12 protein-coding genes are annotated in these 13,182 nt (G+C 57.8%); 3 read left to right on the forward strand and 9 right to left on the reverse strand.

Annotation, left to right across the window (positions count from 1 at the left end; genetic code table 11):
* Window positions 1-342: hypothetical protein (locus tag JW885_02995; GenBank protein MBN1881116.1), on the forward strand; the 342-nt coding region annotated here is incomplete at its 5' end.
* A 202-nt stretch (window positions 343-544) separates the two neighbouring features.
* Here JW885_02995 and JW885_03000 read toward each other — a convergent pair.
* From JW885_03000 to ttcA, 3 genes are read right to left on the reverse strand one after another with little or no spacing between them, the layout of a single operon-like run.
* Window positions 545-1,939, reverse strand: a complete 1,395-nt coding sequence (locus tag JW885_03000) for a M28 family peptidase (GenBank protein MBN1881117.1) — start codon at window positions 1,937-1,939, stop codon at window positions 545-547.
* Window positions 1,936-2,592 (reverse strand): threonylcarbamoyl-AMP synthase, encoded by a 657-nt coding sequence (locus tag JW885_03005; GenBank protein ID MBN1881118.1) that lies wholly within the window; start codon window positions 2,590-2,592, stop codon window positions 1,936-1,938. The genes JW885_03000 and JW885_03005 overlap by 4 nt, the downstream gene beginning before the upstream one ends.
* Window positions 2,579-3,364, reverse strand: coding sequence for a tRNA 2-thiocytidine(32) synthetase TtcA (gene ttcA, locus JW885_03010; protein MBN1881119.1), 786 nt, complete (start codon window positions 3,362-3,364; stop codon window positions 2,579-2,581). The genes JW885_03005 and ttcA overlap by 14 nt, the downstream gene beginning before the upstream one ends.
* A gap of 312 nt (window positions 3,365-3,676) precedes the next feature.
* Between ttcA and JW885_03015 the strand changes: the two genes are divergently transcribed.
* Together JW885_03015 and JW885_03020 are read left to right on the forward strand one after the other, a co-directional pair.
* On the forward strand, window positions 3,677-4,780 hold the full coding sequence (locus tag JW885_03015; protein MBN1881120.1) for a hypothetical protein: 1,104 nt from the start codon (window positions 3,677-3,679) through the stop codon (window positions 4,778-4,780).
* A gap of 57 nt (window positions 4,781-4,837) precedes the next feature.
* A complete protein-coding gene (locus JW885_03020; protein ID MBN1881121.1) occupies window positions 4,838-5,677 on the forward strand; it encodes a M48 family metalloprotease in 840 nt (279 codons plus the stop codon).
* 31 nt (window positions 5,678-5,708) lie between these two features.
* Here the strand turns inward: JW885_03020 and JW885_03025 are convergent, their stop codons facing one another.
* From JW885_03025 to amrB, 6 genes are all read right to left on the reverse strand, one after another.
* Entirely contained in the window at window positions 5,709-6,878 is a 1,170-nt protein-coding gene (locus tag JW885_03025; protein ID MBN1881122.1) for an MFS transporter, read from the reverse strand.
* A gap of 171 nt (window positions 6,879-7,049) precedes the next feature.
* The gene (locus tag JW885_03030; protein ID MBN1881123.1) at window positions 7,050-7,790 is read right to left on the reverse strand and encodes a hypothetical protein; all 741 of its coding nucleotides are present in this window, start codon (window positions 7,788-7,790) and stop codon (window positions 7,050-7,052) included.
* A 29-nt stretch (window positions 7,791-7,819) separates the two neighbouring features.
* Window positions 7,820-9,418, reverse strand: a complete 1,599-nt coding sequence (locus tag JW885_03035) for an AAA family ATPase (protein ID MBN1881124.1) — start codon at window positions 9,416-9,418, stop codon at window positions 7,820-7,822.
* Window positions 9,419-9,594: 176 nt separating this feature from the next.
* Entirely contained in the window at window positions 9,595-10,614 is a 1,020-nt protein-coding gene (locus JW885_03040; protein MBN1881125.1) for an adenosine kinase, read from the reverse strand.
* Between the two features lie 66 nt (window positions 10,615-10,680).
* Entirely contained in the window at window positions 10,681-11,748 is a 1,068-nt protein-coding gene (locus JW885_03045) for an acetoin utilization protein AcuC (protein ID MBN1881126.1), read from the reverse strand.
* Window positions 11,749-11,930: 182 nt separating this feature from the next.
* Window positions 11,931-13,169: an AmmeMemoRadiSam system protein B gene (amrB, locus tag JW885_03050; protein ID MBN1881127.1), complete on the reverse strand. Its 1,239-nt coding sequence runs from the start codon at window positions 13,167-13,169 to the stop codon at window positions 11,931-11,933.
* Window positions 13,170-13,182: the final 13 nt, after the last annotated feature.

The raw sequence follows: 13,182 nt of genomic DNA on the forward strand, positions 1-13,182 counted from the left end.
ATCCTCCTTCAACTTTTTGAGTTGTTTGCCAGGAGGTATCTGACCACCTTTCTTTTCAACTGTCAAGTCAAGTTAATCTTGTCACATCTTAATACAAATAATGTGATACCATTAACTGTAAAAGGTGTTCTATTCTTTTCCGCAGCCGGTTCTGAATCTACCGCATTATTGGACGACAATGAGCAACGAGAAACTTATCCGGGGCCGCAAAAACGTGACACGATCACATGCAGCGTCTCGCTTGAAGAAGCAGAAGAAATGTCTGGACAAACGGTCAACTTGGTTGTAGTAAACTCTGGAGAGAATCATTTTTCTTATAAATTCGATTTCCCAGAGCTTTAATTTTCGCCCGCCTGAAAACCACACGAGCCCCCATCCATACGAAGGGGAGCTCGTGTATATCGGAAAGTTATTCTGTTCATTTACCGGCCGGATGAGTTATTCATGAGCCGCCCAGCCTCCCGGGAGCCTCGCCGTCTTTTCGCCCGGGCGTACAGGCTCCGCACATGACCGGGGACGCATCGGGAACAACAGGAGATCTCGTTCAGGTCAGGATATATCCATCCCGCGGCGGTCCGGGGATTCTGATGTCGTCAGGGTCCCGATCCATGATCGCCTGAATCATCTGGTCATACGCCCTTGTGGCCGGGATGATCTCGTCCGCGGCGATCTTGTCCCAGGTGTCCTCGGCGGCGTTCCAGTAAATCGGGGCGGAGATGAGGCTGATCACCGGCAGTCCGGCCCGGTTGTACGCCGACGCGTCGGTGGGCACTCCCAGGGGGGTGTCGGTGGGAAGCAGCGTGGTCCGTCTCAGGTTGTGGGTTATCACCGCGTCTTTCGCGATCTCAACCAGGGGACCCGTATCGGTCACGAAGAGTCCCCGGGGCTGGATGTCTCCGTTGGGAACCAGGGCTCCCGATGGGTCTATGATGTATTCACGGGCGAAGTGCTCGATGTGCAGATCACACACGAAATTATGAATCATGTCATCTACATGCCTCCCGATATACGCCCGGGAGCCGATGACCACCAGGCACTCGGCGGCGTCCAGCACGAAGGCCAGCGTCAGCTTCGGTTTTACGGCGGCGTATTTTTTTGCGAGGGCCAGCACCGCGGCCACACCGGCGGTGTCCTCGGTGGCGCCGGACCACATGGAATCGTGGTGACAGGCCACCTGGAGGATACGGTCGCTCTCTCCCGGCACCAGGCTGATGATGTTCCGGGTCAGCGCCGACCGTGTGTGTCCCGTCAGGGTCAGGACGGCCCGCGCCTCCCCGGCCGAAAGCAACTCCTGTAAGGCCTCTCCCTCCGACTTTTTCAGGCCCACGCCGGGGATCGACCCCATCCGTCCCGTAAACGGATTAGTGCCGTCGTAACAGAGATACGGGGTGATATCGAAGGGAAACACGCTGATGATGCCCGCCGCCCCGGCCGCCGCGGCGGCGTCATAGGCCCGACGTTCCTCCTCCACCAGCCAGCTCATGATCTGGGATTTCCCGGCGAGGGTGCCGTCCGGGTCGTGAACGTAATGGGCGATTTCCCGCATCATATCGTAGGGGAGCTCGCCGTGGGCGTAGGTGACAAGGGCCACGGCACCGGTGAAGTCTTCTTTGGTGAAGTCCTCGTCGGTGCCGCTCCCGGCGTCAAGGATCTTCCCGGTGATACCCCCGGGCGGGGTGAAGGCGCCGTAGGATATGGGCTGGGGTGAAAAGCCCCGGGTTCCCCCCGGTCCCTGGACCGTCAGCATTACGTGATCGTGAAACCACCCGGTAAAGGGCACATCCTCCGCCCAAACCCGGGGAAGCCCCAGACCCTTCAGAACGCCCAAAAGATACGCCTCCGCCCGGGCGCCGGCAGCCGTTCCGGGGCGCTTCATCCCCATGTCATAGAGATCCGCCGCCCAGCCTAACATCTCGTCCAGGTTGAATACCCCCGTCATGGCCGCTCCTTGTTTTGTGTGTGACGTATTGATGCGTCATTGGTCCGAAACATCTCCAGGAAATCAACATCCCCCGCGCCCCGACGAATCAGGGAGGGGGGGGTTGTCATAAAGGAGATGACCGTCGACGGTTCGCCGACGATATTCCCGGCGTCGATGATCAGGTCCACCTCGTTCGAAAACCGCCTTTTGATCTCTTCCGGAGCGGTGAGCGGCGCATCGCCGGTACGGTTGACGCTGGTGGTGATTACCGGGGCGCCGAACTCCCTCGCGATGGATCGTGCCAGGTCGCAATCCGGTATCCGGACGCCCAGCCCCACTCCGGGTCCGATCACCCCGTCGGGAAGCCGCTCTTTCGAGGGGAAGATGAACGTATAGGGTCCCGGCAGCCGTTCCAGCGCCGGTGCGTACTCGGCCCGGACACGAACGAACCTGACGAGATCGTCGATGTCCGCACACATGACGGAAAAGACGAGACCCGTTTTTCGCCCCTTTATTTTCATCAGGCGGGCCACCGCCTGCCGGTTCCGGGCGGCGGCGCCGAATCCGTAGAGGGTGTCCGTGGGATAGACGATAATCCCCCCCTCCCGCAGCGTTGCGGCGGCGTTTGCGACGGCCCGTCGTCTTTCCGTGTGTGCGTCAATGATCATCATCGACATCCGATCCGGTATCCAACAACCTCTTGTCCAACAGGTGTTTCGGGTCCACGTTGGCGAGGGCCCGCATGATGCTTTTTACGATCCGGGGATTCTCCCTCTTGAGATCACTCACAAGGGCGCGCATGGAGGCCCGCCGGGAGGTCGTCTTGTCGTGAAAGGGACAATTATCAATAATCGGGAAGCCCGCCTCCCGCACGTATGCCTCGATCTTGTATTCCGGCGTGAGTATCATCGGCCGGATGACGGTATGGGCGCCGTCATCGGTGATATATTTCGGCGAAAGCGACCTGATCTGGCCCGCATAGAAAAGATTCAACAGCAGCGTCTCAATTGCGTCCTCCCGATGATGGCCCAGGGCGATCTTGGTAAAGCCGCCCGCCTTCGCCCTGCCATAGAGCGCCCCCCGGCGCATTCGGGAGCAGAACCCGCACGGATTCGACCCCGGCTTCACCTTCATCTGCATCAATTGATATATACCCGTGGGGAGGATTTCGTGCTCGACGCCGAGATCCGAGAGACAGGCTTCGATCAGCTCTGTATCGGCCTCGGTCTCCGGAAACGCCGCATCAACGTGCACCGCGAAGAGCGAGAAGGGAATCGGCGCCTTCTTTTTCAGACGCATCAGGGTTGTCAGCAGCGCCCAGCTGTCCTTGCCGCCCGAAACCGCCACCAGCACACGATCGTTCGCCTCGATCATTGAATATTCAATCACCGCCCGTCCCACGGTGCTGTCAAGGGCCTGTTCACACTTTTTTATCTGAGACACGGAAGAAAACCGAAGTAAACGTACCCGGACATGGTATACGTATTGTGCGGTTTTGTCAAAAATATTTCCGAATCATACCGGTTCATATACATTCATGATGAAAAAACGGATTGACGGAAAGGGTGACGTGGAGTACCATATATACAGTACGGCGTGTAACGCCGGACGTCCAACCGTTTCATCATGCATCGCATACTCTTTTTATTGTAAGTGCATATTTCACTCGGCGGCGGCGCCGGGGGTTCTTCTTCCCATCCAATTTCGGGCGGGAACCGTCTGTGCGCCGCATATCCGACTGTGAGGGCGCGAACAATGGAGACATCCCGTGCATCGAGCGAAACCAAAGGGAGAGTGTCCCTTCATCCCGGCAGACTCCCGATTGCCCTTTTTCTTGCGGCCCTGATCCTCACACCCGGCTGCTCCCCGTCCACGGACCGCACCGATCGCCTCTTCTCCGCAGTCCCGACCAGGTATTACGAATCAGTGGAGATATCGGACATCGAGGCGGCCCAGCGGCTCTTGGGGATTGCTCCGGTGGATCATCTGTCACCCCTCCGGGACAAGCTTGATTTCTTCTCGAACATCGGCAGGTTCACGTTTTCCATGGCGGAGCTTTCGTACCTCCTGGGAGAAGAGGCGCCCCTGGGATTCGACCCAGGGGATTTTCGAGCCCGATCGCTCGCCAGGACCGAGTCGTTCGCGGTGACGGTGGTGCTGGGAGACTTTGATCGGGATAGAATCGTCGAGAATCTCTCTCATGCCGGTTTCGAGGGCACCGAACACCGGGGGCATGTCGTCTATTCCCTGCCCTGGTCGGAGGCGATCGGTATGGGCGGACTCCCCCTCTCCTTTTCCAACCTGGTGTTTCTGGACAGAGACCTCATCGCCCACGCCCCGACGGAACGGCTCCTCATGGACTACCTGGATCGCCTGGAAATCCGCACCCTGGCGGAAGATGAAGACATCGCGACCATCACCGATCGGGTGGAACGAGACGGGGCCTACACGGCCCTCTTCATCGGGTCGAGTATCACCATGACCTCGATGTACGATGAAGCGGAGCGGCTCTTCATCCGGGAGCCCGAGGATTGGGGACTCCCGGAGTACCGCCTGCATCCGTACACCTACTACGCCTTCGCCGTACGTCCGAGAAAGACGGGGAACGACACGATCCAGGATATCACACTGATACTCTACTACCAGGATGAAACCTCCCCGGCCGAAGATCGGGAGCTGCTTTTCCGGGGGCTGACCGAGGGGATCAGCGTCTCCCGGAACGCCCCGTTTTGCGAGCTGTTCAGTGTCGAGGAGGTGGACGTGACCGGCCGCATGCTCACGGCGCGTCTTTTTTCCATCGATGATTTCGACATCGAGGTGCTCATCCGGCTCGCCGACCTCCCGTTTCTCGTCTACTGAATCCTTTTGTTCGTTTCCGTATCAAAAGAATATGAAGAAAGGAAGAAACGAGACACCATGAAACACATATTCACCCGGATATCCGTCGTACCGATATCGTTGATGATCACGGTTCTTTTGATCGCCGCATCGGGCGTCCGGATCGCCGCCGGTCAGGATTTCGGTTTCGATTTCGACGACTTCAACCTCGTCTCCGTTGAAGAGGAGATTGAGATAGGAAAGGAGCTGTCCCGGGAGATCGAAAAGGAGTATCAGCTCTACCCCGACAGCGAGGTCCAGAGATACGCCCGGGAACTGGGCGCCCGGATCGCTCCGCACGCACCCAATACCGACAACATCCCCCTGTCCGTCAAGGTGATCAAAGACGACGAGGTCAACGCCTTTACGATTCCGGGCGGTTACATCTACGTCAACTCGGGCCTCATCAGAAGGGTGGACACGGAGGCGGAATTGGCCGGTGTCATCGCCCACGAGATGGGCCACGCCGTCAAGCGTCACGGCACCGAGCAGCTGACCACAATCATGGGCATCAATCTCGTCATGGGGCTCTTGCTGGGGAGCGACGCACCGGACTGGCAGTACCTGGTGGGGGATCTCTTTTCTTCCGTGGGGCTTTTGGCCTACGGCAGGGATAACGAGCTGCAGGCGGATCGGCTTGCGGTGAGGATTTCCCACGCCGCAGGTTACGACGCCGCCCAGTACCTCACCTTCATGTACAAGCTCCAGGAGATGGAGGACTCCGAGCCGTCGGCCCTCACCGAGCTTTTTTCCACCCATCCCTCCACGTCCGAGCGGATTTCCACCGTCAAGGCGGAAATCTCCCAGCTCGACTCGAAAAACACGCGACCCATCGTCAACACCCGCTCATTCGACACCATGAAACGACGGATACGATAGGTGACACGCCTTTTTTAGTGTATCCCTCCCGTTACGAGTCGGCGTGTTCCGGGGTTTCTTCGGGTCCCCTCCCTCCTCCCCGGGAAAAAGACGCCGCCGTCGCCGCCCCGTAGACGACCAGGGCCGCGGAGATGGAAAAGAAGAGGTAGCGATAGTCAAACCAGTCCATCATCACCGACAGAAAATAGGGCCCCGCGATGGCTCCTATGGAAAATCCCACGGACATGTACGCCGCCCCCTGGGTGACATATTCCTCGGAGATGTCGTCTCCGAGGACGGCCATGCCCACGGGATACGTGGTGCTGACGATGCCACCTGCAAAAAACGTGGCGATCATCAGCGGCACGGGGCCCTGAAACCAGGGACAGAGGAAGAACCCTATCGCCCCCGTTATGGCCGTTACCGTCAGGAAGAGATGCTTGTTGGTGCGGTCGGCGACCATGCACAGCGGATACTGCAGGATAATCCCTCCCACGAGAAAGGAGGTCACGATCAGGCCCATCTGGGACAGGAGAAATCCGCCGTTTTCCAGGTAGAGGGCGATCAGCCCCAGGATCCCGTCATAAATCAGGCCGAAGATCATCGCGGAGATGATGGGGATGATGATGGCCAGAGGAGACAGGGGACGACGACCCTCCCGTTTCGGCGGGGTGTAGGGCTTCAGCAGGATGATGATCGTCAAAAGGGGCAGGGCGCATACCGCGGCCCCAATGTAAAAGGGGAGCTTCTCCCCCATCTCGTAGAGTCGAAACCCCATGATCGGCCCCAGGGCGCTGCCTGCGGCGATGGCCACGCCGTAAATGCCCATGTTGCGCACCCGTCTTTCCGGGTCGCTCAGGGCGATGATGTACGCTTCGGTGGTCACGAAGATAAAACCCATGAGCAGGCCGTATATAGCCCTGAGAAAAAAGAAATGCCCGATGCTTCGGGCGGCGGCGTACAGAAAAATGATGATGCACAGAAACATCATGCACCAGATCAGCACGTTTTTACCGCCGACGCGATCGATGGCCGGAGGAGTCAGTAGGGAAGAAACCAAGGCCGCGCTGTTGGCCACCAGAATGGACAGGCCCACCAACGTCACCGTGGCGCCGATCTTCTCCATCGCCAGGGCGAGAATCGGCATGCTGACGCCCATGGAAAGCCCCATGATGCCGATGGAGAGAAATGCCGGCAAGAGTGATGTTCGTTCCCGTGTCATCGTCTTGTGTTACCCGCTTCGTTCAGTCGCACGTCCCGTATTGAGTGTCCTCGACAAACGGCGCCCCCTCTCAAGGGCGCCGTTTGTTTCCACAGGATCAGGACCATCTCCGTTCCGATAGTCACGGACGGCCGATTCGCATCGGCGCATGCGCCGTGCAGACCCTCTTTTCTACTGTACCATAAATGTAATCGAGGTCAACTCTCTTCCGTTCGAATCGTTATCGTTCATCCGAAAATCATAGCTGCCGATCATGGCCGGGGCGGTGAATGTCAAGGTGCCCGAGGTCATTCCCTTCATGTAGTGGTATTCAATGTCGTTCATGTCGTTCGTCGATTCATCGCCGTGGGACACGCTTGAGGGAACAATCCCGATCCACCCGCTGTCGGGAAGCCCCGGGGGCGCGGTAAAGGTGACGGTGATGCTCTCTCCGGGAGAGAAGACAGTCTTAGCGAGGGAGATCGACACACCACCTACTCCTGTTCCTCCCCCTCCGCCCCCTGGAGTGACGACAGTAAACGTGGCGGATTTCAGCTCCACACCATCGGAATCGGTATTATGCATGCGAAAATCATAGGTGCCGGGTGTGGTGGGCGCGGAAAATGTCAGGGTTCCCGATGTCAGCCCGTCGAGGTATCGATAGGAGATATCGTGCTGGTCGTTCACCGATTCGTCTCCGTGGGGGATATTGGAGGGAATAATGCCGATCCACGCATTTGTGGGAAGCCCCGCCGGCGCGGTAAAATGAAGCGAGATGGCCTCCCCCGGGGCGAATTCGAGCTTGTCCATCCACAGCGACGGACCGGTGGTCTGGGCGTTGGCCGGAACGACCGACAGCATCCCCACACACAGAACGGCGAAGGCCGAAAGAATCACCTTCGCGACGGTTTTCATACAAACAAACGGTTTCATATATACCTCCTCAGTGAAAAGAATGTGTGTTATATTCCCGCCCGCCCGTCACCCAGAAGGACGCGGGCGATAATGCGCTTCACTCCGTCCCGAAGGGATTCGGATGTGTCGATCCTGACGGTGTGCGGCCGCTCACCCTCGTTCGGCGCCTGGACGAAGGTCTTCTGCCGCCTGAACACCTCCACGGTGGCGTCGGATGCGTTTTTCGACCACATCCGCCCCTCGATACGCTTCTCCACCAGGTCGTCCGTGCACACGGCGTGGACGATGAGAAACCGCGCCCCCAGGTCTTCGGTCATGCACCGGACCCGCTCCCGTTCGTCTTGTTTCAGGTACGCCCCGTCCAGGATAACGGATTGTTTTTTAAGCAGGCGCTCCTCGGTTCTCACCAGCATCTCCCGATACGTCTCCTCGTGCATGCGGGGTGTATAGATGCCCTGGTTGAAATCGCTGTACTGGTGGGACGAGGGATCGATACCGGCGATCTCTTTTCTGACCTCGTCGGTGGATATCACATCCCACCCCAGTTCCTCTGCCACAGCCCGTGCCAATGCGCTTTTACCCGTCCCGGAAAGACCGGTCATCACGATCACGAAGGGCATGCGGGGCCAGACGGCGTAATGATGTGCCAGGGAAAAGTAGGCGGCGGCGTCTTGTTTTGCCCTTTCTCTCTCTTCGGTCGGCTCATCGGTATCCGCCCAGATGAAGCTTTCCACCTTACCCCGAACATAGGCGGTATAACAGGTATAAAAGGGGAGGAGGCGCGGGAGTTCATCGTCGCCCGAGCGGTTCCGGTATTCCGAGACAAACAGGCTCGAGAGGGACGGGTGGAGATGAAAATCAAGGTCCATCGCCAGAAAGGCCATGTCTTCGGCCACGTCCTTCATGCGGAAACGCTCATTGAACTCGATACAGTCATAAATATGTATCGATTCACCATCAATGCAGATGTTTCGCGAATGGAGGTCCCCGTGGCCCTCCCGGATGAAGCCGCCGTCCACCCTTCTTTCGAACGCGTCCCGGTTTTCATTAAAAAAGGCGTCGGTGTATTCCCGAATATCCTCGAATTGCTCGCGGGTAACGGTTTTCCCTATGAACGCTTCTGTTTGGGTGAAGTTTTCGTCGGTGTTTTCCCGTATGGAGTCAATGCTCCCGTATTCATCCACGCTCTTTCCTGTGAGCGCGGTCCGATAAAACGGATCCAGGATGCCGGCGATGCGCCGTATATGATCCGGTGTCACGAGATCGGCGTCCAGCATGACGTTCATCATGCCGCCGGCGGGAAGTCGTTTCATCTCGACCGCGTAATCGATAATCTCCCCCCCGCCGTTTATCTTGATATCCTCTCCCCGCTTCGTAACCGCGACCACGCCCCGATATATATCCGGGCAGAGCCGTCGGTTCAGACGCACCTCTTCTTCGCAGTAGAACTTCCGTTTTGAAAGCGTCGAGAAATCAAGGAAACCGCGACTCACCGGCTTCTTCACCTTATAGGCCAGATCTCCCGCGAGAAAGACAAGAGAAATCGGCGTCTGCACCGACTCCACGCCCGGAGGTGAGTGGGGATAGGCCCCGGGATCGGAGAGACCCGAAAGAAGCATGTGGATATGACGATGTGTTGGATCCATGGGTGTGTACGAATCCCCCCTGTTCGGTGCGTATCCGGAAGGCGGCCGCACGATGCCCACCCGGCGCCTCCCGGTCCGATTCATCCAGCCGGTATGGGGCCTCTCGGCTCGCTTTCCGTGTGTTGATATTATATCCCGTGTTTGCGTCTGTGAGAAGGGGGGAGGTTTTTTTTGTGTCAGTCTTTCAGAAACGGGGCGATTTCGTCGACGAGGCTCCTCTCGACCCGGGCGCCGGGGCTGGCAACCACCTGGGCGGCGATATACGAGGCGATTTTCCCCGCCTTCTCCATCTCGATGCCCCGGGCGAGGGAAAAGAGTATTCCGGCGGCATAGGCGTCTCCGGCGCCGTTCGTGTTATCCACCGACGTCTTGTAGGCGTCGAAGACCCAGTAGTCGTCATCGGCCTTGACGAGACTTCCCTTCTCTCCCAGCTTGACAACGGCGACCTCGCACATATCATAAATATCGTGCAGGGCCTCCAGATCATGTTTTCCGGTAAATGCGTGGGCCTCCATTTCGTTGACGAATACAATATCGGCGTAACGCTTCACGATATCCGTAATCGATTCGAGATTTCTCCCCACAAGGGCCGGATCGGCGAGGTCTATCGATACCTTCGTTGAGTTCTCTATCGCGATCTCCATCGCATGAATACAGGTGTCCTTCAGGGCCGGGTCTTCGAGCTGGTACCCCTCGATGTGCAGGATGCGGCTTCTCTTTATGTCTTCCTCGAAGACATGATCGCGACGAAACGACAGCGCCGCCCCCAGGTGCGTGGCGAAGGTCCGCTCCGAATCGGGTGTGATGAACGTGATTGCGTGGCCGGTGGTTTTTGTGTCATCCCGAGACAGGCGCGACACCACCCCGTGCTCCACGGTCTTCTGCTCGTAGATGCCGCCGTGCTCGTCGTTTCCCACGGTCCCCAGCATGACGGCCGTACCGCCCAGGGCGCATATCCCCGCCAGCGTGTTGGCGCTGCTGCCGCCGGGGGCGGTTTTGACAGAATAGGAGCGCATCATCTCGAGGATTTTTTTGCTCTGCTCCTCGTCGATCAGGTGCATCTCCCCCTTTTTCAGGTCTATCTCCGCCAGCACCCCGTCGTGTACCTCGAAGATGAAATCCAACAGCGGGCTGCCGATGCCCGCCACGTCAAAGGTCTTCGCCGATTCGGCGGTGCTGCTGTTTGCTGTGCTCATGGTGCTCACATATGCGTTCCCGAAGACGGAAGGCAAGACCCTTTCATCCGCCCGGGCGTATCGCTCTCAGTAAAACAGTTCGTCGAAGAATCCCCTCTTCACCTTGATCTTGTGCATGGGGAAAATCGTTCTTCTAATGTCCCTGACGCTGTTCTGGGCCGCGGTCATCACCTCCTGCTTTCGCCATTCCCCCATGCGATAGGGATCGTCCAGGAGGCCGGAAAGCTGAAAGCCCTCGACCTGGGCCTTTTTTAGAAAATCCTCGGGCAGCTCGTCGGGCAGGTCGATGTCGTTCAGAAGCGCCCACACCAGCGTCCAGAGCCGGGCGGTGTTGAACTCGTTATAACCGCCGCCCCCCAGGCAGAGCCATCGCGGCGCCTTTTCGCGCATTTTTCTGACGGCGTGGAGGAATCCCTCGCTGGTCAGGTTCATGTTCGCCAAAGGATCGGTGTGCATCATATCGCAGGCCACGAGGCTGACCAGCACGTCCGGGTTGTACTTGTCGATCAGGGGCTCGAATACCTGGTCGAAGGCCCAGATGAATGTGGCGTCGTCCGTGCCGTACCTGAGCGGTATGTTGACGGAAAAGCCCTTTCCCTTGTCCTCTCCGATTTCTTCGGCAAATCCGGTGCCGGGAAACAGAGACCTGCCGCTTTCGTGAAATGAAAGGGTCATGACCTTATTCGTGTCGTAAAAGGCGGCCTGGACCCCGTCTCCGTGATGGGCGTCGATGTCCACGTACATGACCTTGAGTTTCTTTGACAGAAAATACTCGATGGCCACCACGACGTCGTTGATGAAGCAAAAACCGGAAGCCTTGTCTTTCATGGCATGGTGCATGCCGCCGGCCATGTTGAACGCCCGCTTGACCTTTCTTTCGCCGACGAGCCGGGCGGCGGTCATGGTGCAGCCCAGCACCGTCAGTGAAAAATCATACAGGCCCGGAAATACCGGGTTGTCTCCGGGTCCCATTCCGTATGGTGTATAGCGCTCCTTGAAAACTCCGTTGTTGGCCTCCCTGAGGACGGCTAGATACTCGTCGGTATGAAACGCTCTCGCCTCTTCCTCGTCGGCTTGGGTGGGCGCCTCGTACACGGCGTTTTCCAGGGCATCAAGCTTGAAGGCCTTGATCAAATCCAGGGCGTAGCTGACCCGCTCCCACTTGATGGGATGACCGGGGCCGTAGTTGAACCGATGGAAGCCGTCGGGGAGAATGAGGGCCGTTTTTATTTTTTTCTTTGCGATGGGAACCTCCCTATAATGCCCCGTGTGATCTTTTGTATCGGGGTTTTTTCTACGCCGTACGCAAACGGAATTTATTCCCGACGTGTAAACTTCATACCCGCAAAGGTCACCGTGGAGTTATATTCATCCATGCTCGTCAGGTCGTAGTTGAGCAGCACCCCCCTGGCCTTTTCCAGCACCCTGAGCATCACATACAGTGCCGAAAAACCGCAGATGCGCCGGGCGTCGTCATCGGATGCGATGTGGTCCAGGAACCGTTCGCCGTCCCCCGCTTCGAGAATCTCTATCATCATACGATCCCTTTTCTGTATGACCTCAAGGTCCTCGGGGGACAGCGGCTTGTCGTCTCCATACTTGACGCCCACGTGGGCAAAATCCACCGATGCGATCAACACAACCCGGCCGTTGAAATCCGTTATCGCACCCCTCAACGCGTCGATAAAGCGATCGATCCTCTCCCGGACCTCGGGAAATTGATCCGACGACAGCACCTGGTGGGGGAAAGACGCCAGTATCGGGGCGATGAAAAACCGCCGATCCTTCAATACGTATTTCAAAAACACCGTCTGAAATTCAATGGTATGCTCGGTGCGGTGCAGCGCCTCCCCGTCGAACAGCGCATCATCGTATCTCTTGTTCAGATCACTCATGAACTCCTGATGGGTTTCGACCGTTCCCAGGGGCGTAATAAAATCCTTGGAGGTGCCGGCGAAGAAACGCTCAAGTCCCTCATGCCCGATGCCGAGAATCACGTAGAGGTCCGCCGGTTCGTCCTCCACAAGTGCGCCGTAGGCATGAGCGAAGCTGGGGCCGCCGGCGTTGATGCTGATGTGGGGGGCGACGATTGCGACCGTCTCGTCCGCATTCTTTTTCAAAGACTCCAGATCCACCGCCGCCCGGGAAAAGTACCCGTCGAATTCACGGACAAGCTCCTTCGGGTCTTCGCTGTATCCGCTGCCGGCATGAACCGGGTGCCTCACGCGAGAGGCATAGAATTCCTCATCCACGGTGCGCTTGTGCCGAAGAAACCGCTCGCTCAAAAGAAAGTGGTGCTCGTCCAGCTCCTCTGCGATAAAGCGGATATTCTCCGCGGGAACGTCTCCTCCGTACTGCTCCAAGAGCTTGGCTCTGATATCCTCAATGGTATTCGTGCCGGTAAAATGCTGGATGACCGCCAGGGCGTCCCGGGGCAGGGCGATAATCTCTCTGGCGTAGAGATGAGGATCCCTGAGGGCAACGCCGGGCTGGCCGGAGAGATCCACGGCGAACATATCGACGCTTCTGATTTTCGGGTATTCGTATTTTGACATGCCCATCCTGGAC

Source organism: Candidatus Zymogenaceae bacterium (genome assembly GCA_016931225.1).
Taxonomy (GTDB): domain Bacteria; phylum Desulfobacterota; class Zymogenia; order Zymogenales; family Zymogenaceae; genus JAFGFE01.

What these genes read in the sequence shown, in the direction of transcription:
- JW885_03000 (MBN1881117.1), bottom strand. Translation starts at nt 1,939, where the DNA reads ATGACGGGGGTATTCAACCTGGACGAGATGTTAGGCTGGGCGGCGGAT.
- JW885_03025 (MBN1881122.1), bottom strand. Translation starts at nt 6,878, where the DNA reads ATGACACGGGAACGAACATCACTCTTGCCGGCATTTCTCTCCATCGGC.
- JW885_03035 (MBN1881124.1), bottom strand. Translation starts at nt 9,418, where the DNA reads ATGGATCCAACACATCGTCATATCCACATGCTTCTTTCGGGTCTCTCC.
- JW885_03020 (MBN1881121.1), top strand. Translation starts at nt 4,838, where the DNA reads ATGAAACACATATTCACCCGGATATCCGTCGTACCGATATCGTTGATG.
- amrB (MBN1881127.1), bottom strand. Translation starts at nt 13,169, where the DNA reads ATGTCAAAATACGAATACCCGAAAATCAGAAGCGTCGATATGTTCGCC.
- JW885_03015 (MBN1881120.1), top strand. Translation starts at nt 3,677, where the DNA reads ATGGAGACATCCCGTGCATCGAGCGAAACCAAAGGGAGAGTGTCCCTT.
- JW885_03005 (MBN1881118.1), bottom strand. Translation starts at nt 2,592, where the DNA reads ATGATGATCATTGACGCACACACGGAAAGACGACGGGCCGTCGCAAAC.
- JW885_03030 (MBN1881123.1), bottom strand. Translation starts at nt 7,790, where the DNA reads ATGAAACCGTTTGTTTGTATGAAAACCGTCGCGAAGGTGATTCTTTCG.
- JW885_03040 (MBN1881125.1), bottom strand. Translation starts at nt 10,614, where the DNA reads ATGAGCACAGCAAACAGCAGCACCGCCGAATCGGCGAAGACCTTTGAC.